Raw genomic sequence first — 21,065 nt, 5'->3', positions numbered from 1 at the left:
GTTGGCCAGGCTTGCTGCCGGGATGGCGCCGACCAGTATGTCCGCCGGGGCGGGACACCCGAAATCGACTGTGACCCATTCGACGGCCCCCTCGATGACGGCCCGGCGGACGGTCGGTCGCTCGGCTCCCGGCCGGTCCGGCGACTGGCAGACTGCCGTCATGGCGCAGTGCGTGGTCGTCCACATCGGGCTGATGAAGTCCGGGACGACGTTCATCCAGGGGCGGCTCAGTGCCAACCGCGCACGGCTCGCCGCTCAGGGCGTGCTGTTCCCCGGACCCGGCTGGCGTCGGCACGTGAACGCCGTCCAGGACCTGATGGGTCACCCGGGACACACCCCCGGCTCCTGGGACTCCCTGACCGAGGAGATCAATGCCTACGAGGGCACCGGGGTGATCTCCATGGAATACCTCGTGATGGCCGGACAGCGCGGGATCGGGATCCTCGCCGACAGCTTCGGAGATGCCGAGCTCCGGATCGTCGTCGGCGCGCGCGACCTCGGCCGGACGGTGCCGGCGATGTGGCAGGAGGCGGTCAAGAACCGCTCCATCCGGACCTTCGGTGAGTACGTCGACGGCATCCGCGACGGGGCCGACAACGGCCGCCGGTTCTGGCGGCAGCAGCACGCGGGCCGGATCGTGTCCCGCTGGGCCGGGCGGCTCGGCTCCGAGCGCGTGTACGTCGTGACCCTGCCGCCCCCCGGGGCGCGCGGTGAGCTGCTCTGGGAGCGCTTCTGTGAGGCGGCCGGCATCCGCGAGGAGTCGTCGTGGGACGACGCGCCCCGCATCAACGAGTCGCTGGGCGTCGCGTCCGCCCTGGTGATGCGTCGGCTGAACGAGATGACCGGCGACCTCACGGTGAAGGACTACAAGCGCCGGGTGAAGGCGGTCGGCAAGCACCTGCTGCCTGCCCACCGGCCCCAGGAGGAGGCCATCGGGTTCACCGTTCCCGACTGGCTGCGCGAGGAGGCCGTGCTGATCCGGTCGCAGATCTCCGACAGCGGCGTGCACGTCGTCGGGGACCTCGACGACCTGACGCCGTTCGACGTCCCGGGCGGCGACCCGGACTCGGTGAGCGCGGAGGCGCAGCTCGACGCCGCGCTTACCGCCCTCGAGGGGACTCTGCGGCAGGCGACGCGGATCCGAGCCGACTAGGTCGCGCTGGGCACGGCCGACTCCTCGACCTCGTCGGTCTCGTCGTCAGCCACCTCGTCCACGCGCTCCTTCCGGCGCCGGCCGAACCAGCCCAGGGCAAGCGCGCCGAGCAGCCCGAGACCACCGGCCGCGAGACTCGCGGTCAGTCCCGGCGGGGTGTAGGTGAGCTCGAGCCGGCCGGCGGCGTCGGGCGGAAGGGTGACGGTGAGCAGTCCGGCCGAGTCGCGCCCGACGTGGGCATCGTGCCCGGCGAAGGTCGCGTGCCAGCCCGGCCAGCCGAGCATCGCGAAGACCGCTTGGCCCCCGTTGCCGGTCGCAGACAGGTCGACGCGCTCGTGCCGGATGTCGACGGTGGCGGCCGCGGTGACCGTCGCGCCGTTCGGGACGAAGCTCAGGCGGCTGCCGGGCCAGGGCAGTGGTTGCGTACGTCGGTACACCTGCACCTGGGCGTTGCCGGTCACCTGGGTCCAGCCCGCGGGCGGTGTGACGCCGGCGGCGCGCGCCTGCTTCGGATCCACCACGATGGTCTCGACCTTCATCAGGTCCGCCAGGGGCGGCAGCGAGAGCTGCGGCGACTGGAAGATGCTGCGATAGCCGCACGGCCGGGTGAACCCGTCGTACCCCATGCACAGGCTGCGCTGGAAGCGCACCAACCCCATGCCGGTGTAGTGGTTGACCGCGTCGACCTCGGTGACGTCGTACAGGCTGCCGGGCAGGAAGTACTGCCACTTGGCGGTGAGCGCCTTCAGCGTCTTCTGGTGCTGGAGGTGCTCGAAGTCCGAGAACTGCATGACCGTGCCGGAGCGGTCGTTGAAGCGGCTGTTCATCGCCGCCACATTGCTCGGGGTGTGCCAGACGCGCGAGCCCTTGTTCTCGCCGAACGCCTTCATCTGCAGCGTGACACCGAGACCGGTGCCGATGATGAACACCCCGGCCAGGGCGGTCGTGCGCAGCGGGCCCAGCCGAGCCGCCAGCAGCGCGAGCACGGTGAGGACGACGACCAGCGCGGAGCCGGCAGCGAGCCGATGCAGGGCCGACGGATTGTTCGCCCAGGCGAGGTACGCCGGCACGCCGATCGCGACGACCGATCCGACGACCCGCTCGCGCACCTGTGTGGTGGCCAGCCCGCGGCTGAGTAGCCGGGCGAACAGCACGAGCAGCCCCAGGTAGAGGTACTCGGTGACGCGCAGCGGCCAGCGGAACATCCAGAGCTTGGAGGGTGCGAGCACCAGCGCGAGGTAGACGACCGAGACCGCCATCGGGGCCACGATCGGACGCAGACGCCCCCGGAGGTCGCCCCAGCGCAGCCACGGCAGCAGGGGCATCACGAACCATGCGAGGAACGTCGCGGGCACCGTCATCGGCCCGGTGATCGCCCGGATCGGCGGCACCGCAGTCGGGTTGCTGGCCTGGAGGAAGTCGCCCGCCACCGGTTGCAGCTTTCCGGTGTTCCCGAGCAGCGCCCCGAACGCGCGGACGGTCAGGTCGCTGGTCTGGAGCAGAGGCAGGAACACCAGCGGGAGCAGCAGGGCGGCGCAGGCGCCGACCCCGACCAGCTTCAGCACGCCGGTCCATCGATCGGTGCGGTCGACGTCGAGGAGTCCCTCGAGGACCAGGCCGAGGCCGACCACCACCAGGGCGAGAACGCCGTACGGGTTGCCCTGGGTGACCGCGAGCGCCCCGACCACGAAACCCCAGAACGGGTTCGCGGTGCCCCGCATCACCCGCCGGAGCACGAACCAGACCCACGGCGTGTAGGAGAAGGCGATCAGCCCGGACGCCCAGGAGCCGGCGTCCCAGAAGAGCGTGAAACCGCAGAACGGCAGCGCCACGGCGACCGAGGCGGCGGCCCACGCCTCCGCGTCGTACTCCCGGCAGAGCAGGTAGGTGCCCAGGGCCAGCAGCACCATGAAGCAGAGCTTGATCAGGAACATCGACGTCATCAGGTCGCCGCCGGCCGACATGGCGAGCCAGACCGGGATGTTGAGCGGGTCGTAGATGCCGAACAGCGCCTCGGCGGCGTAGTTGCCGCCGGCCCAGGCGTTCGGGTCGAGCCAGGCGGGGAAGACGCCGTCACGGGTCAGCTCTCCGAGGTGGAACCACGTCGGCGCGAACTGCACCGCGGTGTCACCGCGCTGGTAGAACCAGGTCGTCGCGAGCTTGGGGATCGCCGCGAACACCGCCGTGGCGACGACGACCACGAGCGGCCACACCAGTCGTCCTCCGATCAGGCGTGCCTTCACTCGTCCTCCAGCTGGTGGGTCGCGAAGCGGTCCTCGTGCTCGGGCCCCAGCGCGGTGGTCACCGCCGTCGGGACGCCGTGGCTGCTCTCCTTGAGCAGGAACAGCGGGCGGCGCTTGGTCTCGGCATAGATGCGGCCGAGGTACTCGCCGATCACGCCCAGCAGGATCATCTGCACGCCACCGAAGCCCGAGATGGCACAGATCAGGGTCACGTAGCCGGGCGCGGAGTTGCCGTTCACGATCGCCGATCCGAGCACCCACAACGCGTACAGGACGGCGACCGCGGTGACCATCACGCCGAACCAGATCGAGAGTCGGAGGGGGCGGTAGTTGAACGAGACCACGCCGTCGATGCCGTAGTTGAACAGGTCGGACATCCGCCACTTGGTGGTGCCCGCGGCGCGCGACACGTTCTTGTAGTCGACCACGGCCGTGTCGAAGCCGATCCACGCGAACAGGCCCTTGGAGAAGCGGTTGGTCTCGCCCAGGGTGAGCAACGCCTTGACCGCCGTACGGTCGAGCACGCGGAAGTCACCCACTCCGTCCTCGAGGTCGACGTCGATGAGGCGGTTGATCAGGCGGTAGTAGGTCTTGGAGAGGAAGGTCCGCACCGCCGGGTCGTCGTCCCGAGTACGGCGCGCCACGACCTGCTGCACGTCGCCGTCGAGCAGCGGCAGCATCTGCCCCAGCAGCTCCGGCGGGTGCTGGAGGTCGGCGTCCATGATCGCGACCTTCTCGCCACGAGCGTGGCTCAGGCCGGCCAGCATCGCCGACTCCTTGCCGAAGTTGCGGCTGAGGGCGAGGTAGCGGAAGCCGGGGTGCGCCCGGGTGATCTCCCGCAGGATCGGCAGGGTGCGGTCGTGGCTGCCGTCGTCGACCAGGATCACCTCGAACGACGAGACCAGCTGCGGCAGCTCGGCCGAGAGCACCTCCACCAGGTGTGGCAGGGAGTCCTGCTCGTTGTAGCAGGGGATCACCACCGACAGGTCGGGCCGGTGGTGCTGCCGCGGCGCGGGGTCAGCCACGTCGCCTCCGCTGTGCTTCCGCACGTGGGGCCGCCTCGAGCAAGGGCACCAGGCTCTGCTCGATCCGTGCGACGTGCTCCTCCAGCGGGACCGCGAGCAGCGCGTTCTCACGGACGCCCTCCTCGAGCCGGCGCACCCGACGAGCCAGGCGGACCGTCGGCAAGGCCGCGTCGGTGCCCTTCCTGAGCACCTCCCTCGACGGCCTCACAGGGACTCCTGGCGGTAGCGACGCAGGGCCCTTCCGGTCACGCCCTCGTCCTGGGACTCGGGGTCCAGGAGCAGCTCGGTGACGAGGTCCTGGAGCGTGGCGATGCGCAGGTGGAGACGCCGTGCCTGCTGCACCTCGCGCTCGAGCTCGTCCACGCGCCGGCTCAGCTGCCGCACGCGCACGTTGTTGTAGGGCCCGGCCGCGCGGACCGCGAGGTTGCGCACCCGCTGGCGGCGGCCCGGCGGCACCGGTGACGGTGCCGGCGCCAGTGTCGGCGTCGGGCCGGCGCTCCGGTCGCGCATGGTCACCACGAGCGACGAGATGCAGACCACCGCCGCCTCGGTCAGCTCGGCCTCGGTCACCTGGCTGGGGAGCCGGTCGGCGGACGCGGCCGGCTCGAGGTCGGCGAGGTCGCCGTGGACGACGTACCCCCCGGAACGGATGCGCTCGATGGCGCGTCGCCAGACCTCGGCCGCCTCGGCGGCCTGCGCCTCAGGCACGCCGATGCGCTCGCTGCCGAGAGGGGCCAGCACCTCTTGGGCCAGCAGGTCGCGGATCCAGACCGAACGCTGCCGGCTGCCACTGATCTGGGTGCGCAGCGTGCCGTTGACCCGGCGCAGCAGCTCGGCCTGCACCACGCCCATCGACTCGTTGGCGCGGCTCACGTCGAGGGAGACATCGAGGCCGTCGAGTGCGCAGGCGTCGGCAAAGCGTCGCCACAGCTCCGAGGGGCCGGCCTCGGGCCGGGGCGCGGTCACGACGTGGACGTGGTCGGGCGGCAGCGTCGAGCCCCAACGCTCCGCGACCCCGGAGGGGTCCAGGGTGCGCCAGCCCCACTCGCTGCTCTCGGCCGACTCCGGCTTGGGCTGCCACCTCTCCAGCGGCGTGGTCAGGCCGAACTTCAGCCGCTCCTGCCAGGCCGAGACCACCGAGCGGCCCAGGTCGCGCGCGGACACGACCACGTGCACGTCGTACGCCGCGAGGTCCTTCAGGACGCGGGCAGCCTGCTCGGCCGAGGCGACCGCGAACAGCTCGTAGCTGAGGACGGCCGACGGGCCCTTCCAGCCGTCGATCTGGCGCACCAGGCGGGTCCACGCCGTCCGCGCCGACTCCGGGAGCTCGGCGAGTCGCGGGTCCTCACGGACCGCCATCGCGGCATGGATGCGGTCGAGATGGCGCTCACCGACCAGCAGCGTGCCGGCGGCCTCGAGGGTGGCCCGGTTGGCGTCGAGCACGCGCTGGAGATAGGTGGTCCCGGACTTCGGTGCGCCCACGTGCAGGTAGACGCGCTCCGTCATCGTGTGCTCCTCGCGGTCGGTCCCCACTCGACGGTCATGCGCCATGTGGCGGGAGGTCCTGTGCGGACGGCTCGCGCGGCCTCGTCGAACCCGGCGCGGGAGACGATACGCCCCCCGGACGCCTCGGCCTGAGTCGCCACCCGGTCCGGGTCCAGCGACCGGATCCGCCCGGACTCGTGGCGCGTGTGCCACGTATGGGCGTCACGGGGCGTGCGGGCGACACCCTCCAGGTAGGCGCGGCCGCCGCGCCGCAGGACCATCTTGCAGAAGGTGAAGAACGCCTCGGTGCTGTCGGGCGTCAGCGACTCGAGCAGGTGCCGGGCGACCACCGCCTGCTCGCCGTCACGCCGGGAGAGCTGGGCACCGAGCGTCAGCACGTCGCGGAGGTCGTCGAGGCTGAACTCTCGGGTCGCTGCGGGCCGATGACCACCCGCGCCGCGCGGCAGTGCGTAGTCGAGGCCGAGCACGCGCCGCCTGTGCGCGGCGTACACGGGAAGGTCGAAGCCCGCACCGCAGCCCACCTCGATCACCCGCCCGACGCCCACGAGCTGGGGGTCGACCCAGCGGGCGAACCGCGACGGGCGCCCGCCCTCCTCAGCGACCCGGGTGTTGTGGGCGTTCCAGTCGCGCCGCCACTTCATCAGCGAGCCGAACCAGCCGTCGAAGCGCTGCGTGATGTCCGGGCCGGGCAGGTGCCGGAACGACGGGTCCGGAACCTTCCACCCGGGACCGTAGGAGACGGCGAGGAGCAGGTCGGGGTCGGCGGGCGCGGGCAGCCGATGTCCCTCGAACGGCAGCTCCCGCAGCGGCAGCACCGCCTCGCGGGGTACGACCTCCCGGACGGTCGCGGTCTCGTGCAGCCGGTCCTCGACGTAGAAGCACGTGTAGACGTCCAGGTTGCCCCAGCCGCCGTCGGGCACCTTGAACCGCACGGTCACGAAGCTCGCGGACCGGTGCTGCACCTTGAGTCCGGCAGCGCGCAGGGCGCGGCCGATGTCCCAGAGCTCGACGGCCATCTCGGCCGGGGTCTGCTTCTCGCTCAGGTAGTTGAGGTCGATGTCGGAGTCGTGGCCGATCGCGCGACCGTCACGGGCCGCGCCGAGCAGCGTGCCGAAGGACAGCCAGCCGTCGATGCGGCAGTCGTCGCGCATGATCTGGAGAACCCTCCGCGCCATGTCGACCATCGCGTCGACCACGCCGGCCTCGCGTCGACCGTCGAACGGGCGCTGGATCAGGCCCCATTTGTCGATGAAGATCGGGATGCCGTTGTTGTCGACGAACCGGGGACGACCTTCGCCGCCGCCGAACCTGACGGTGCCGGAGAAGAGCTCGTCGCCACCCGAGATGATCCGCACGTCCGCGCTGCCCTCGAGGCGGCGGCGGAGCCGCTTGGGCCACTCGACGGTGGTCACCGACGGCGCTGCGTCCGTGGTGCCGAACGACCAGACGCGCTGCCCGTCCATCATCACGTCCAGCGAACCCGAGAAGCTGTCGCCGAAGTGCAGGCCCTGGTCGTCGACCCGCATCGGAGGTCTCCCCACCCGACGACCGAGCGCGCGCGCCCGCATGAGCCTCACGTTCTCTCCTGCCTCATCCGTGCCGGGCCTGACGGGGTGCCGGGTGCGTCCTCCGGTCCTGGTGCCGAGCCCCGGAGACTACCGGGTCCCGAAGAGGGCGGACAGCACGTGGTGGTCGGTCGTCCGGCGCACCTGCGCGGAGTCGTCCATCAGCGCCTTCGAGAAGGAGCCCTTCGACCCGAAGATCCAGTCGATCCGAGCGCCCTTGGGGAGCACGCACCTCCCGTGCGCGTAGCTGCCGCCGGTCGCCGCCTCGAGCGGCGTCTTGCCGGTGATCGAGCAGAACGCCGGGGCGATCTCGTTGAAGTCGCCGGTCAGGAGGATCGGCAGGTGGTCGCGCTTCAGCTGGTGGATCGCCTTGAGCAGGATCTTCATGGCCTTGTTGCGATCGGCCTGGTGGGCACGCCTGGCCGAGAAGTGCACGTTGATCCAGTAGACCTGGGCCCCGGTCGCACGCTGCTGCAGCTTCACGATCGGCTGCGGCCGCCAGCCGCCGGTGAACGGGATCGAGATCGAGCTGTGCCAGGTCAGCTTCCAGGCGTCGCGCTTCCACATCACCGACTGCGGCGCCCCGGCGTACCCCAGGGAGTTGCCGGGATAGAACTTGAACGCGTGGCGCGTGGCCGAGTCGAGCGCCACGATCTGGTCGGGCTGAGGCTCCTGCATGCCGACCAGCGAGGCGCGCCGCATCCCGAAGTAGGTGCTCGCCCACTCCGCGCGGATGCGCCCGGGTGCCATGTTGGGCTCGTCGCTACCCGGCGCCGTGTGCTGACTGCCCAGCATGTTCATCGACATGATCGTGAACGGCGTGACGCTGGTCCGGCGGGCGCTGGTGCGCGACCGGTCGGGCACCGACGGCCGCGAGGCGAGGCCGGTCCGTGCGATCTGCCGCGCTGAGGCGTGGTCGAGATACCGCTTCGACGGCAGGTCGCTCCGGCGCAGGTCGACCTGGTGTGCGGGTGACTGATGGGCGGTGCCGAGCTTCTTGACCGTCTGGGTGCCGCCGTCGCCGAGCTGGCCCATCTCGTCGTTCCCCCAGCAGGTGAACGTGCCGCCCACGGGGATCGCGCAGGTGTGGAGCCAGCCGGCGGAGGTGATCTGGATCGGCGACGTCAGGGCCGCGACCTCGGTCGGGGTCGGCTTCGGCGCGGACGTCGCGGCGTCTCCGAGCTGTCCGTAGCGATCGTCGCCCCAGCACCACAGGCGCCCGTCATCGGCCGTGGCGCAGGTGGAGCCGTCGCCGGTGGTCACCTGGGTCCAGGTCTGCCCGCCCAGGACGGTGGTCGGTCGGGCGTGGTTGGTGAGCGTGCCGTCACCGAGCTGGCCCTGCCGGTTGAAGCCCCAGCAGAGCATCCGGCCGGTCTGGGTGATGCCGCAGGTCTGGGCCCACGCCGAGCTCAGCTGGAGCCACGTGGCTCCGCCGTAGACCCGGACCGGCGCGCTCCGGGTCCTGGTCGTGCCGTCACCGAGCTCGCCGAAGCTGTTGTGACCCCAGCAGAACGCCTGGCCGGCGACGTTGAGGGCGCACGAGTGCCAGCCGCCGGTGGTGACCGACTGCCAGTTGATGGCGGTTCCGACGCGTTGCGGCTTGCCGTGCCGACGGTCGACGGTCCCGATCCCGAGCTGACCCCAGAGGTTCTGGCCCCAGCACCACAAGGTGCCGTTGGTCTTGGTGGCGCAGGTGTGCGTCCAGGCGTTCGAGACCGTCGCCCACTTCGTGCCCGTGCCGACCTGGTTCGGACGGTGCCTGGGCACTCCGTGGCCGATGCCGAGCTGGCCGTAGTTGTCGAGGCCCCAGCACCACAGGGTGCCGTCCTCCTTGACGCCGCAGGTGCTGGCACCACTGGTGCTGATCGTGGCCCAGCCCCTGCCCACGACGTTCGCCGGAGTGTCGCGCCGCGTCGTGCTGCCGTCGCCGACCTGGCCGTAGTCGTTGCGGCCCCAGCAGCGGGCGGTGCCGTCGGACCGGGTGACGCAGGTGGTCTGCCCTCCGGCCGAGAGACTCACCGACGCCGGGGTGATCTTCACCAGGAGTGATCCCGTGTGGCCCGTCGTGACCGGCTGGGTGTTGCTGGTGCGGTAGGTGACCCGATACGTGCCGGACTTGGTCGGCGTACCCGACACGAGACCGGTCGAGGAGAGGCTGAGGCCACCGGGGAGTCCGGCGGCTTCGGTCCACGCGACCCGGCCGCGGGTCCCCGGCGCGACGGTGAGCTGGCGGTGCACTGTCGCGCCGACCGCGCCGGTGAGGACCTGGTTGCGGGGACTCGGGACCGGCCACAGGGCCAGCTGGTGCCACGCGTCCCTGGCGACGGCCCGCATCGCGGGCGAGTGGACGTAGGAGCGGGCGGCGGTGATCGACGCGCGCACGCCGGCCCGGGACGGGTCGCAGACCAGGTCGTGCCGCATGCAGACCGACCACACGGCGTACGAGCCCCCCGTGGCCGGCACGTCCGAGATCGGCTTCAAGACCTCAGGGAACAGGCCGTGGTGGCGCCGCAGCGCGGCCGGGTCGCCGAGCACCGGGTGGGCCACGGAACGGGAGACCCGGTCGGGGTCGGAGACCAGGACGCCGCCGACGAGCCGGGTGAGCCCGCCCTCGGCTGCCGCCCGGACGAGCACCCGGTGGACGACGGCCGCGCCCTGCGCGTAGCCCACCAGCAGCACCGGGCGGTCGGGGCAGGCCGCGGAGGCCGCGCCCACGAGCCGGCGCGTGTCGCGCACGCCGCTGGTCACCGCGGAACGCCAGTGCCGGACCTTGCCCTTGCTCAACACCGCCACGGTGTGGGACGTCGCGGTGTGGCGGTCGCGCAGCACGGCGTTGGGCTTCTGGGTCCGCAACCCAACACTGCGGACGGCCACCCGGCGACCATGTGCCTCCGCCCTGGCGACGACGCGGCTCACGACGGCGTTGACGGTCTTGCCGTAGGCCTGCCCGTAGCCGTGGTGCTCGGCGTTCCCGTTGACGCCCACGACCAGCACGTCGGCGCACCCCGAGCCCCCACGGTCCGCGACCGGCGCGGCTGCCTGGGGAGCGGGGTCGTCCCAGTGGCCGATCGCGACGAGGAGCGCGCCGACGAGGAGGACCGACACGGAACCGACGACCAGTCGCCGGTCCCGCAGCAGCCTCGTCGGCGCGCTCAGCACGTCACAGGTCCTTGCGGATCAACGCGTAGGGGTCGACGTGACGAGCCCGCGCCCGGGCGAGCACCGAACGATCCGGGGCCGTGCCCACCGTGTCGCAGTGACCCGGCTTCCAGGCCACGGGGACGTGGGTGAAGAGGTAGTCGATCCAGTTGGAGTACTCCGCCGTCGCGTCGCCCTTCTGCAGGATCCCGACGACCTCGTCGCTGGACAGTGAGACGGGTGTCCAGTTCGCCGAGCCGTTCCAGGTGTAGCGCGCGTGGGTGTTCTTGCCGTAGACGCCGCTGATGGTCATCGACTTCATGTGCACGTACTTGTCGTAGATGCCGTTGCAGTCGGCGTCGTAGGCGAGGTGGGTCAGCGGGACCTTCGCCCCTCGCAGCACCTTCAGCGCCTTCTGGCCGAACATCGCGTAGACGATCCGGATGTTGCAGCCCCGCTGCTTCATCACCGCGAGGCGCTGGGCCAGGGCCAGGCCCCGTTCGCCGTACGTCGCGGTCTGCGCGACCCGGATCTTGGTGTGCCCGCGGATCCCGGTGCCACGGGTCGCGCCGGAGCACCGCACCTGGTTCAGCACGCTCAGCACCGGGTCCCTCTGGGTGCGCTTGCCGGTGTAGGGGTAGAAGTCGATCCCGATCCGGCCGTGCTGGTAGTGCTTGAAGCCCTGACGGACTGCCCTGTCGTGCTTCATCTGGTTGAAGACGCGGATGAACTCGTGGTACTTGTCCGGGCTCCTGGTGAACGTGTAGACGTCGTTCCACTGGATGGTCGCCGCCAGCTCGGTGGCATTCGCCGACCCGTACATCACGACGTTCCCGGTCCGGTTCACCTTGTCGAAGGCGTAGAACTTCACGTGCGCGATCCCGTGGTGACCGCGGCAGGAGCCGCGGCAGCGGCGCAGCCAGCTCTTCATCGGCTGCTTGCGGTGCTTGTCGCCCTTGGACAGCGCCGCCTTGGTCCGCCGCGCGATGTCGTTGCGGATGTCGGGGTTCCAGTTGCCGTAGTCCATGAGCACCCGCACGCTCACGCCGCGCCGGTGGGCGGCGATCAGCGCGTTGGCGATCACGTTGCTGCGGAAGTTCCATGACGCGATCCGGATCTTGTGACCCTTCTTCACGCTGTTGATGGTGCGCACGAGCTGGTGCACGATCCGGTGCGCCGCGATGCTGCCGCCGTACGGGTTGTTGAACGTCGCGCCCTTGGGCGGGTTGTAGTGGTCCGGCGACGCCTGCGCCGGGCTCGAGGCGCCCGCCGCGAAGACGACGAGGACAAGAGGAAGCACGAGCGCGAGGCACAGCTTCTTCCGAAAGGAAGTGGTCATGGTGTGGTTTCCGTCCAAGGTGGCGCGTGGGATCCGTGGCGCGATGGTTCGGACCCCGATCGATCCGTGGGAGTGTAACTCAAGCCACACCAGCCCCACGGGTTCTCAGCTGCAGGTAGCTGCTGAGAGTTGCTCGAGGATCAGGCCTCGCAGACCGCCATGGTCTGGCGGAAGCCGTGATCCTTGGCCAGCGTCGTTGCTGCCCGGGAGATAGTACGGCCCGGAGCGGCGTAGAACGCATGCGCGTAGGTCACGAGGCGGTGGCCGTCACTGCACTGGTAGACCACGGCCTTGACCCACCCGGCGTCGATGACGCAGCCGCGGTAGTGCTGGGGCAGGGTGGCGCCCTTCTTCCAGACCGTGGCACAGACCGGTCCGCTGGGATCCTGGCCGGAGGTCTGCGAGGTCGACGGCGACGTCGGACTCGACGGCGTGGGGTCCTGGGCGACGGTCGAGGAGTCGGATCCGCACCCGGCGAGCGTGCCCGCCGTCAGCAGCGCGGCGGCCGCCAGAGTGGCGGCCCTGGCCGGGTTCCCCATGGGCCGATGGTACGCCGTCACCACGCCGTCATGGGGTCGTTCCCGGGGCGAACCAGTCGGAGGTCGCGGTCGCGTCGGAGTAGAGGTAGTAGTGGTCGCTGGCCCGGTGGAGACCCGCGGCGTCCTGTCGGTATCCGCTGAAGCTGGCGCCACCGCCACCCATGATCCAGTCGACCCGCAGAGGCGGCGGCGGCAGGTGGCAGCCACCGGCACCGCTGCCGCCGTTGGCAGCGACCATCCCGGTCGACGCCGCGACGCGGCAGAAGAACTCGGTGTGCTCGTTCATGTCGCCGGTGATGATGACCGGGACGCCGGTGGCCCTGAGCTGGTTGATCAGGCTGATCTCGACCCCGGTCGCGGCGTCGCGCTGCGCCTCCAGGCCGCCGGCGGAGTTGTGTGTCGTGATCATCCAGAACTCCGCCCCGGTCGCCCGGTCACGGAGCAGGACGTAGGGCAGCGGGATCCGCTGGCTGGCGAACGTGTAGGTGACCGAGCCCGACTTCTCCATCGTGAACCGGTCGGAGCGCCAGTAGACCTGGAGCCGCTCGCCGTTGTGGCCCAGGCTCGAGGCGGGCCAGAAGGAGTACGACGGCATGTGGCTCTGCAGCACGCCGAGCTGGTCGGACTGCACCTCCTGCATGCCGCCGACGTCGACGCCGCGAGAGATCAGCAGGGACGCCGTGATGGCCGCGCGCGAGGTGCCCGGCCCGTAACCGCCCCGGCCGGCGCTGTGCTGGCTGCCCAGGATGTTGGACTGCGCGATGGTGAACGTCGAGTGGGCCGGCGAGAGCGCGTTGATCTTGCGGGCCAGCGCCGCTGCGGGCTTCAGGGCCAGGGACGTGCCGTGATGGACGCGGTACGGCGAGCTCTGCTGCCGGTCGGACTGCCGAGAGACGTCGACCCGCTGCGCGCCGTCCGGTGCGTGATGAGCGGTCTGGGCCGTGCGCCCCGAGGTCGTGCTCAGGGCGTCAGCGGCGCGGTCGGCGTTGCCGGACGCCATCCCTTGCGCCACGGCGACCACCGTCAGGGTGGCCACGCCGAGGAATCCACCGACGCTCCAGGCGAGGCCGCGGGGCACCGTGTGCAGCAGAGGCTGCCGCCGGGTCCCGAGGTGCTTGGCCATGGAGATCGCTCCCTGAGCGGTCGGAGGGTGGACACAACACCGCTTCCGTCATCGGCCCGGCGCTGGTCCGTCAACAGGTGGGCGTCGACTCACGAGTCTAAACGGGCTGCGCTCGGGGCGGGTAGTTACCGCGTAGTTGCCGGGAACCTCGTCGTCGCGACGGTAGCGTTGAGGTCTGTGAGCACCGCCCAGTCGGGGCCGGCGAAGCCGGGCCGCGTGTACGCCGCACGCCTGGTCGGCCTCCCCATCTTCGACCCTCAGGGCGACCAGGTCGGAAAGGTGCGCGACCTCGTGGTCGCCATCCGCTCCGAGACCAACCAGCCACGCGTGCTCGGCCTGGTCGCGGAGGTGTTCGGGCGCCGCCGGATCTTCGTCCCGATGACCCGGGTCACCCACATCGACAGCGGGCAGGTCTACACCACCGGACTGCTCAACATGCGCCGGTTCGAGCAGCGCCCGACCGAGACGCTCGTGATCGGACAGATGCTCGACCGTACGGTGACCATAGAGGCCGGCGAGCGCCGTGAGCATGGCGAGGGCGGTATCACCGGCACCGTGTACGACGTAGCGATGGAGCAGGTGCGCACGCGTGACTGGGTGCTGAGCCGGGTCGCCGTCCAGGAGCCGGGCAAGGGACTGCGGCGCAAGAGCCTGCGCGGCCGCGGCCAGACGCACGTCGTCGAGTGGCGCGACGTGGTCGGGCTGGTGGGGCGTGAGCCCACGCAGGGCGCCACCCACCTGATCGCGGCGCTGAACGAGATGCGCGCCGCCGACGCCGCCAGCGTCATCCACGACCTGCCGCCGGAGCGGCGGTCCGCCGTGGTCGCCGCCCTGGACGACGAGCGACTCGCCGACGTCCTCGAGGAGCTCCCCGACGAGGACCAGGTCGAGATCCTGGAGCACCTCGACATCGAGCGCGCCGCCGACGTGCTTGAGGAGATGACGGCCGACGACGCCGCCGACCTGATCGCCGACCTGGCACCCGAGACCGCCGCCAAGCTCCTGGAACTGATGGAGCCCGACGAGGCCGAGGACGTCCGCCGCCTGATGTCCTACGCCGAGGAGACGGCCGGCGCGATGATGACACCCGAGCCGGTGATCCTCGGGCCCGACGCGACCATCGCGGACGCGCTGGCCCAGATCCGGCAGGTCGAGCTGCCGGTGTCGTTGGCGGCGATGGTCTACGTCTGCCGCCAGCCGCTCGAGACGCCGACGGGCAAGCTGCTCGGGGTGGCCCACTTCCAGCGCCTGCTGCGCGAGCCGCCGTCGACGCTGGTCGCCGCGGCGCTCGACCAGTCGATGGACCCGTTGCACCCCGAGGCGACGATCGACGAGGTCGCGGCGCACCTCGCGACGTACAACCTGGTGGCGGCGCCGGTCGTGGACGACGACGGCCACCTGCTGGGCGCCGTCACCGTCGACGACCTGCTCGACCACATGCTCCCCGAGAACTGGCGCGACCAGCCGATCAGCACGGAGGCCCGACGTGGCTGAGCGCCGGGGCGGTCGGCTGGACACTCCCAAGGAGCAGCGTCGGACCCTGATCCCCACACCGACGTACGACCGCGACGCGTTCGGCGTCTTCGCCGAGCAGTTCGCGCGGTTCATGGGCACCGCCCGGTTCCTGATGTGGATGACCGTCGTCGTCGTGTTCTGGATCGCCTGGAACACCTTGGCCCCGCATCACCTGCGGTTCGACGAGTACCCGTTCATCTTCCTGACCCTGATCCTGAGCCTGCAGGCGTCGTACGCCGCGCCGCTGATCCTGCTCGCCCAGAACCGGCAGGAGTCGCGCGACAAGGTCGTGGCCGAGCAGGACCGCCAGGCCAACGCCCGCGGCCACGCGGACATGGAGTTCCTGGCCCGCGAGGTCGCCTCCCTGCGGATGGCCGTCGGGGAGGTCGCGACCCGCGACTTCATGCGGTCCGAGCTGCGGTCGCTGCGCGACGACCTCGTCGACCCGGACGACGACGAGGCGGCCACCCCGGCCTGACCCGCCGCCCCGTAGAATCGAGGCATCATGTCCACCCCTGATGTCGCGCGCCTCACCACTGCCCTGGCCACCGTCCACGATCCCGAGATCAAGCGGCCGATCACCGAGCTGGGCATGGTCGACCACGTCGAGATCGACGACGCGGGCCTGGTGCGGGTGACCGTGCTGCTGACCGTCTCCGGCTGTCCGCTCAAGGACACCATCGACCGCGACGTACGACGCGCGCTGGGCGAGGTGGAGGGGGTCACCGGGGTCGATCTCACGCTCGGGACGATGACCGCCGAGCAGCGGGCCGAGCTGCAGCAGAACCTGCGTGGCGGCCAGGCGCCCAAGGAGATCCCGTTCTCGCAGCCGGGGTCGCTGACCAAGGTGTTCGCGATCGCCAGCGGCAAGGGTGGCGTCGGCAAGTCGTCGGTGACGGTCAACCTCGCGCTGGCCCTGGCGAAGGCGGGTCGCACGGTCGGCATCGTCGACGCCGACGTCTACGGACACTCGGTTCCGGCGATGCTCGGGATCGCCGACCACCGGCCGACCCAGGTCGAGTCGATGATCATGCCGGTGCCGACCCCCTCGGGCGTCTCGGTGATCTCGATCGGCATGCTCAAGCCCCGCCGCGACCAGGTCGTGGCCTGGCGCGGGCCGATGCTCGACCGGGCCCTCGTGCAGATGCTGGCCGACGTCTACTGGGGCGACCTCGACGTACTCCTGCTCGACCTGCCGCCGGGCACTGGCGACATGGCGATCTCGCTCGGGCAGCACCTCCCGGGTGCCGAGATCGTCGTGGTCACCACGCCGCAGGAGGCCGCCGCCGAGGTCGCCGAGCGTGCCGGGACGATGGCCTCGATGGTCCACCAGCGAGTGGTCGGCGTCCTCGAGAACATGAGCTACCTGGTGTGCCCCCACTGCGGCCCCGAGCACACGCTGGAGCTGTTCGGCAGCGGCGGCGGCGAGCGCGTCGCGAAGACGCTGTCCGACCGTTTCGGGTACGACGTACCCCTTCTCGGGCGGGTGCCGATCGAGGAGTCGCTCCGCGAGGGCGGCGACGCCGGCAAGCCGGTGGTCGACTCCGACCCCACGTCGGAGGCGGCGCAGGTGCTGATGTCGGTGGCCGAGCGCCTCGACACTCGCGGACGAGGTTTGGCAGGACGCCAGCTCGGCCTCACCCCCAGCGCTAAGTTCTGAACCATGTTCGGAGTCGGACTACCGGAGCTGGCGGTGATCGCGTTCGTCGCCGTCCTCGTGTTCGGTCCCGACAGGCTGCCCGAGTTCGCGCGCCAAGCGGGGCGGTTGGCCCGGCAGGTGCGCGGGTTCGCCAACCAGGCGCGCGACGAACTGCGTGAGGAGCTCGGCCCGGAGTACGCCGACCTGGACCTGCGCGACCTCGACCCGCGCGCGATCGTGAAGAAGCACATCTACGACGCGATGAACGAGGGGATGGACGAGGAGGACCCGCGCCAGAAGGTCGTGCCCCTCGCCGCGGGTGAGCTGCCTCCGTTCGACTCCGACGCGACGTAGGCGGTCACGATCGACTCTGCACCGCCGACAGCGTCTCCCTCGCGGCCAGCACCACCCGGCCCTCCCCCACCGTCATCTCCGCGAAGTCCGCACCCACGCGCGTGAGCACGCCGTCCCGGGTCGTGCCGTCGACGCGGTGGAGGCGGCAGGGCACGGCGGTGTCCGCGAGGCGCCGCAGCGCCGACCCGAGCCGCAGCCGGCTCACCGGTGACCAGGCGACCTCCGGGACCGAGCGGGCGGACGCACCCTCGACCCCCTTCACCGCGGCCAACCGGACCACCCAGTCCTGGGCGGACCCGTGGACCAGGCACCAGTCGGGTCCGACCCGGCGCACCCGGCCCGAGACCGGGCCGACGCCGAGGAGGTCGAGGGTCACGTCCTCGTCGAGCGACGCCATCAGCCTGCTGACCAGGGTGACCGCGGCGTACTCCGAGCGGCTGCGGTCGGCCAGCTCACTGGCCCGGTCGGCGTCGTAGAGGGCCTGGGCCTGCTGCTCGAGGTCGTCCAGGATCGCGAACAGCTGCTCGTCCCAGTCCATCCGGCCACCCTGCCACGGCCCCGGCCCGCCACCGAGTCATCCACAGCCGTTGACCGCTCCCTTGTCAAACAGCGATAACAGTCGTTGACTGAGGCAAACAGATACAAACGAAAGGTTTTTCGCGGTGCTTCTCGGGGACCGCGGCAGCCGGTGGCGCTGCCTGTTCGTCTGGGTGTCGGGGACGTCGACGCTCACCGCCCTCGTGCTCTTCCTGCTTCTGGAGCCGAGCCCGGCCCGGGATGGGCGCGGATCACTCGACACGGTGGCGTTGGACCGGGCCCTGGTCGACCTGGCCTCGGTCGCGCTCCTCGCCTGCGCCGCCTGGGCGTGGGTCGTCCTCACCGCGACGGTGGTCGAGGGCTGGCGCGGGGTGTGTCCCGTGCGTCGCCGGCCGTGGCACGCACCCGCGGGCGTACGCCGTGCCCTGCTGGCCGCGTGCGGGGTCGCCCTGACCACGACCGTCGCCGCTCCCGCTCTGGCCACGGACCATGAGCGGAGCCACCACCATCATCAGTACAAGCGGCACGGCGCTGCGCTCCTGGACGGCCTGCCGCTCCCCCAGCGCACCGTCGCGCCGACCGGGTCCCCGGTCAGCCGTGTTCGGGTCCGCACCGTCCTGGTCCGCCCGGGCGACTGCCTGTGGTCGATCGCCGCGCGCGATCTGGGGGCCGGCGCCTCGGACTCCGCGGTCGACGCCCGCTGGCGCGCGATCTACGCGGCCAACCACGCCCTCGTCGGCCCCGACCCCGGCCTGGTCGAGCCGGGACAACGACTCCATCTCCCAGAAGCGGGTCTCTCAGGAAAGGACGCGTCATGACCTCTGTCTCCGAGTCCGCTGTCTCCGAGCTCGACGGCGCCGACGTGGTCCCGCTCCCGGTGGCACCGGCGATCCCGATCGCCAGCGTGCAGGGGACGCTCGCGCTCGACCTCGGCCCACGGCTCGACGTACCCGAGCCGGACCTGTCGGGCCGACCGGCAGCCGGGCTCGACGTGGTGCCCGTCGACCTCGTGCGACGGCGCCGGTTCGAGCAGCACGCAGCCCGGATCGGCGCGGCGGTGGTGGAGATCGTCGGTGGCGACCGACCGGTCTCGCAGGTCCTGCGCTGGACGACGCCGGAGGTCTACCAGGACCTCGCACGCCGGGCGCACCTCGTGGCGAACGCGGTCGGACGGCGTCCGGGCACCGGAGGTGTCCAGTCGGTCCGCCCCCACCTGGTCGCGGCGCACACGAGCTTCGTGTCCGAGCGGTGCGCGGAGGTCAGCCTGCACGTGCGGTACGGGCAGCGCTCCCGCGCCGTCGCGGCCAGGTTCGAGCTGATCCGCGACCGTTGGCAGGTCAGCGCCCTCGAGTTCGCGTGAGGACCGGTCACCCGTTGATGCGCGCGGTCAAGCCCGTCGGGCCGCCCGGTGCACCGTGGCAGCGCTTGTACTTCTTGCCCGAGCCGCAGGGGCACAGCGCATTCCGGCCGACCCCGGCGAACTCGTCGTCGGCGTTGGTGATCGTCGTCCCCGGCCGGGTCTCGGGCTGGGCATCGCCCCCGAAGGCGGCGGGTACCGCGAGTGCCGAGTCGTCCTCGGACGGCGCGGAGTAGGCCAGGTGCTGTGGGGTACGGCTCTGGTCGAGACCCTTGGCGCTGATCTGCGGCCGGTGGTCGTGGCCGTCGTGGTCGTGCTGGTCGAGAGACCGCAGCTCGCGCCGCAGCGGCTCTTCCTCGACGTCGTCCTCGACCGGCTCGTCCTCGTCGACGAGCTGCACGTCGAGGTTGAACAGGAAGCCGACCGACTCCTCCTTGATGCCGTCCATGATGGCCATGAACATGTCGTAGCCCTCACGCTGGTACTCGACCAGGGGGTCGCGCTGGGCGTAGCCGCGCAGGCCGATGCCCTCACGGAGGTAGTCCATCTCGTAGAGGTGCTCGCGCCATTTGCGGTCGAGCACCGAGAGCACCACACGCCGCTCGAGCTCGCGCATGACGTCGGAGCCGACCTCCTCCTCACGGCGCTGGTACGCCGCGTGGGCGTCGCCCTGGAGCGCCTCGATCACCTCGTCGCGGTCGAGACCCTCGACGCCGCCGACCTCGTCGGCCATCCGGTTCAGGTCCAGCGACAGCGGCCAGAGCTGGCCCAGCTGCGTCTGGAGGGCGTCGAGGTCCCACTCCTCGGCGAAGCCCTCGGTCGCACCGGTCACGAAGCCCTCGACGACGTCGTCGATGAACGTGCCGATCTGCTCCTCCAGGTCGGCACCCTCGAGCACCTTGCGGCGCTCGGCGTAGATCACGTGACGCTGGCGGTCCATCACGTCGTCGTACTTCAGGACGTTCTTGCGGGAGTCGAAGTTCTGCGCCTCGATCTGCCCCTGGGCGCTCGCGATCGCACCGGTGACCCGCTTGTTCTCGATCGGCACGTCGTCGGGGATCTTGAGAACTTGGAGGATCCGGTCGACCCAGTCGGACTTGAACAGCCGCATCAGCTCGTCCTCGAGCGAGAGGTAGAACCGCGACTCGCCCGGGTCGCCCTGACGGCCGGAACGGCCGCGGAGCTGGTTGTCGATACGCCGTGACTCGTGTCGCTCGGTGCCGACGACGTAGAGGCCACCGGCCTCCTTGACCTGCTGGTGCTCGGTGGCGACCTGGGCCTTGATCCGCTCGACGGTGCCCGGCCACGCAGCCTCGTACTCCTCGGCGGTCTCGCCGGTGGGCTCCAGACCCTTCTTGCGCAGCTCCTCGTCGGCGAGGAACTCCACCGAGCCGCCGAGCATGATGTCGGTGCCGCGGCCGGCCATGTTGGTGGCGACCGTGACCGCGCCCCGGTGCCCGGCCATGGCGACGATCTTCGCCTCGTCGGCGTGGACCTTGGCGTTCAGCACGGAGTGCGGGATGCCGCGGGCGCGTAGCTTGTTCGAGAGGTGCTCGGACTTCTCGACCGAGACGGTGCCGACCAGGATCGGCTGGCCGTTCGCGTTGCGCTCGGCGATGTCGTCGACCACCGCCTCGTACTTCGCCTCCTCGGTGCGGTAGACGAGGTCCGCCTGGTCGCCGCGGATCATCGGCAGGTTCGTCGGGATGGGGACCACCCCGAGCTTGTAGATCTTGTCGAACTCGCTGGCCTCGGTCATCGCTCAGGCTGGTAAGAAGGGCAATGTCGTCATTGCTACCAACCTAGCCGGACGTGGCGTCGACATTATCTTGGGAGGAACGCCATCAACCCCGGAAGAACAGCAGGAAGTGAAGGATTTAGGAGGACTATTTGTGATCGGTACCGAACGCCATGAGGCTCGTCGTATCGACAACCAGCTCCGCGGCCGTTCCGGACGTCAGGGTGACCCGGGCGAAACCCAGTTCTATGTCTCATTGGAGGATGAACTGATGCGCGTCTTTGGCTCAGAACG

General features: G+C 70.8%; 18 protein-coding genes and 2 pseudogenes. 8 read left to right on the top strand and 12 right to left on the bottom strand.

Translation table 11 applies throughout. From position 1 onward, the window contains the following. Positions 1-160: 160 nt before the first annotated feature. Positions 161-1,153 (top strand): hypothetical protein, encoded by a 993-nt coding sequence (locus VGJ24_RS19035; RefSeq protein ID WP_331502219.1) that lies wholly within the window; start codon positions 161-163, stop codon positions 1,151-1,153. Here the strand turns inward: VGJ24_RS19035 and VGJ24_RS19030 are convergent. The 9 genes from VGJ24_RS19030 to VGJ24_RS18990 all read right to left on the bottom strand — a co-directional run bounded on the left by VGJ24_RS19030 (position 1,150) and on the right by VGJ24_RS18990 (position 13,631). Continuing rightward, positions 1,150-3,396 carry a hypothetical protein gene (locus VGJ24_RS19030; protein ID WP_331502218.1) on the bottom strand — a complete coding sequence of 749 codons (2,247 nt, stop codon included), beginning with the start codon at positions 3,394-3,396 and terminating at the stop codon, positions 1,150-1,152. The two genes, VGJ24_RS19035 and VGJ24_RS19030, sit on opposite strands and share 4 nt — an antisense overlap. Further along, positions 3,393-4,421: a glycosyltransferase family 2 protein gene (locus VGJ24_RS19025; RefSeq protein WP_331502217.1), complete on the bottom strand. Its 1,029-nt coding sequence runs from the start codon at positions 4,419-4,421 to the stop codon at positions 3,393-3,395. The genes VGJ24_RS19030 and VGJ24_RS19025 overlap by 4 nt, the downstream gene beginning before the upstream one ends. Then, positions 4,414-4,629 (bottom strand): hypothetical protein, encoded by a 216-nt coding sequence (locus VGJ24_RS19020; protein ID WP_331502216.1) that lies wholly within the window; start codon positions 4,627-4,629, stop codon positions 4,414-4,416. Before VGJ24_RS19020 ends, VGJ24_RS19025 begins: the two co-directional genes overlap by 8 nt. Further along, the gene (locus VGJ24_RS19015; RefSeq protein ID WP_331502215.1) at positions 4,626-5,927 is read right to left on the bottom strand and encodes a DUF6752 domain-containing protein; all 1,302 of its coding nucleotides are present in this window, start codon (positions 5,925-5,927) and stop codon (positions 4,626-4,628) included. The genes VGJ24_RS19020 and VGJ24_RS19015 overlap by 4 nt, the downstream gene beginning before the upstream one ends. Then, the gene (locus VGJ24_RS19010; protein ID WP_331502214.1) at positions 5,924-7,453 is read right to left on the bottom strand and encodes a hypothetical protein; all 1,530 of its coding nucleotides are present in this window, start codon (positions 7,451-7,453) and stop codon (positions 5,924-5,926) included. Before VGJ24_RS19010 ends, VGJ24_RS19015 begins: the two co-directional genes overlap by 4 nt. Before the next feature lie 129 nt (positions 7,454-7,582). Then, positions 7,583-10,651 carry a cutinase family protein gene (locus VGJ24_RS19005; protein ID WP_331502213.1) on the bottom strand — a complete coding sequence of 1,023 codons (3,069 nt, stop codon included), beginning with the start codon at positions 10,649-10,651 and terminating at the stop codon, positions 7,583-7,585. Position 10,652: 1 nt separating this feature from the next. Beyond that, the gene (locus VGJ24_RS19000) at positions 10,653-11,969 is read right to left on the bottom strand and encodes a phospholipase D-like domain-containing protein (protein WP_331502212.1); all 1,317 of its coding nucleotides are present in this window, start codon (positions 11,967-11,969) and stop codon (positions 10,653-10,655) included. A gap of 140 nt (positions 11,970-12,109) precedes the next feature. Beyond that, complete coding sequence (locus VGJ24_RS18995) at positions 12,110-12,508, bottom strand: hypothetical protein (RefSeq protein ID WP_331502211.1); 399 nt, start codon at positions 12,506-12,508, stop codon at positions 12,110-12,112. A gap of 28 nt (positions 12,509-12,536) precedes the next feature. Beyond that, positions 12,537-13,631, bottom strand: coding sequence for an endonuclease/exonuclease/phosphatase family protein (locus tag VGJ24_RS18990; protein ID WP_331502210.1), 1,095 nt, complete (start codon positions 13,629-13,631; stop codon positions 12,537-12,539). 177 nt (positions 13,632-13,808) lie between these two features. Here VGJ24_RS18990 and VGJ24_RS18985 point away from each other — a divergent pair, with 177 nt between their 5' ends. Genes VGJ24_RS18985 through VGJ24_RS18970 form a run of 4 tightly spaced genes read left to right on the top strand, consistent with a single transcriptional unit; the run spans position 13,809 to position 17,139 of the window. Continuing rightward, positions 13,809-15,125, top strand: a complete 1,317-nt coding sequence (locus VGJ24_RS18985; RefSeq protein WP_331502209.1) for a magnesium transporter MgtE N-terminal domain-containing protein — start codon at positions 13,809-13,811, stop codon at positions 15,123-15,125. Then, positions 15,118-15,624: a DUF1003 domain-containing protein gene (locus VGJ24_RS18980; protein WP_331502208.1), complete on the top strand. Its 507-nt coding sequence runs from the start codon at positions 15,118-15,120 to the stop codon at positions 15,622-15,624. The genes VGJ24_RS18985 and VGJ24_RS18980 overlap by 8 nt, the downstream gene beginning before the upstream one ends. A 27-nt stretch (positions 15,625-15,651) precedes the next feature. Further along, on the top strand, positions 15,652-16,806 hold the full coding sequence (locus tag VGJ24_RS18975) for an Mrp/NBP35 family ATP-binding protein (RefSeq protein ID WP_331502207.1): 1,155 nt from the start codon (positions 15,652-15,654) through the stop codon (positions 16,804-16,806). A gap of 3 nt (positions 16,807-16,809) precedes the next feature. Next, on the top strand, positions 16,810-17,139 hold the full coding sequence (locus tag VGJ24_RS18970) for a sec-independent translocase (RefSeq protein WP_331502206.1): 330 nt from the start codon (positions 16,810-16,812) through the stop codon (positions 17,137-17,139). Between the two features lie 4 nt (positions 17,140-17,143). On the opposite strand, the gene VGJ24_RS18965 is transcribed toward VGJ24_RS18970, so the two are convergent. Then, complete coding sequence (locus VGJ24_RS18965) at positions 17,144-17,677, bottom strand: hypothetical protein (protein WP_331502205.1); 534 nt, start codon at positions 17,675-17,677, stop codon at positions 17,144-17,146. A 124-nt stretch (positions 17,678-17,801) separates the two neighbouring features. Here VGJ24_RS18965 and VGJ24_RS18960 point away from each other — a divergent pair, with 124 nt between their 5' ends. Together VGJ24_RS18960 and VGJ24_RS18955 are read left to right on the top strand one after the other, a co-directional pair. Further along, positions 17,802-18,494 (top strand): hypothetical protein, encoded by a 693-nt coding sequence (locus VGJ24_RS18960; protein WP_331502204.1) that lies wholly within the window; start codon positions 17,802-17,804, stop codon positions 18,492-18,494. Further along, complete coding sequence (locus VGJ24_RS18955; RefSeq protein WP_331502203.1) at positions 18,491-19,036, top strand: Rv3235 family protein; 546 nt, start codon at positions 18,491-18,493, stop codon at positions 19,034-19,036. Before VGJ24_RS18960 ends, VGJ24_RS18955 begins: the two co-directional genes overlap by 4 nt. A gap of 7 nt (positions 19,037-19,043) precedes the next feature. Here the strand turns inward: VGJ24_RS18955 and VGJ24_RS19630 are convergent, their stop codons facing one another. Next, positions 19,044-19,433, bottom strand: a complete 390-nt coding sequence (locus VGJ24_RS19630; RefSeq protein WP_414691120.1) for an SEC-C metal-binding domain-containing protein — start codon at positions 19,431-19,433, stop codon at positions 19,044-19,046. Beyond that, a pseudogene (locus VGJ24_RS18950) lies at positions 19,427-20,795 on the bottom strand (preprotein translocase subunit SecA); the annotation flags it as partial. The pseudogene VGJ24_RS18950 and the gene VGJ24_RS19630, both read right to left, overlap by 7 nt. Between VGJ24_RS18950 and VGJ24_RS18945 the strand changes: the two are divergent. After that, positions 20,767-21,065: pseudogene (locus VGJ24_RS18945) on the top strand (preprotein translocase subunit SecA); the annotation flags it as partial. The pseudogenes VGJ24_RS18950 and VGJ24_RS18945 sit on opposite strands and share 29 nt — an antisense overlap.

Source organism: Nocardioides sp. (genome assembly GCF_036493135.1).
Taxonomy (GTDB): domain Bacteria; phylum Actinomycetota; class Actinomycetes; order Propionibacteriales; family Nocardioidaceae; genus Nocardioides.
Note: the sequence above shows the minus strand (reverse complement) of the source record. Positions and strands in the feature narration are given on the sequence as shown.

What these genes read in the sequence shown, in the direction of transcription:
- VGJ24_RS19010 (WP_331502214.1), bottom strand. Translation starts at nt 7,453, where the DNA reads ATGCGGGTCGACGACCAGGGCCTGCACTTCGGCGACAGCTTCTCGGGT.
- VGJ24_RS18970 (WP_331502206.1), top strand. Translation starts at nt 16,810, where the DNA reads ATGTTCGGAGTCGGACTACCGGAGCTGGCGGTGATCGCGTTCGTCGCC.
- VGJ24_RS18955 (WP_331502203.1), top strand. Translation starts at nt 18,491, where the DNA reads ATGACCTCTGTCTCCGAGTCCGCTGTCTCCGAGCTCGACGGCGCCGAC.
- VGJ24_RS19035 (WP_331502219.1), top strand. Translation starts at nt 161, where the DNA reads ATGGCGCAGTGCGTGGTCGTCCACATCGGGCTGATGAAGTCCGGGACG.
- VGJ24_RS18995 (WP_331502211.1), bottom strand. Translation starts at nt 12,508, where the DNA reads ATGGGGAACCCGGCCAGGGCCGCCACTCTGGCGGCCGCCGCGCTGCTG.
- VGJ24_RS18990 (WP_331502210.1), bottom strand. Translation starts at nt 13,631, where the DNA reads ATGGCCAAGCACCTCGGGACCCGGCGGCAGCCTCTGCTGCACACGGTG.
- VGJ24_RS18975 (WP_331502207.1), top strand. Translation starts at nt 15,652, where the DNA reads ATGTCCACCCCTGATGTCGCGCGCCTCACCACTGCCCTGGCCACCGTC.
- VGJ24_RS19000 (WP_331502212.1), bottom strand. Translation starts at nt 11,969, where the DNA reads ATGACCACTTCCTTTCGGAAGAAGCTGTGCCTCGCGCTCGTGCTTCCT.
- VGJ24_RS18965 (WP_331502205.1), bottom strand. Translation starts at nt 17,677, where the DNA reads ATGGACTGGGACGAGCAGCTGTTCGCGATCCTGGACGACCTCGAGCAG.
- VGJ24_RS19015 (WP_331502215.1), bottom strand. Translation starts at nt 5,927, where the DNA reads ATGACGGAGCGCGTCTACCTGCACGTGGGCGCACCGAAGTCCGGGACC.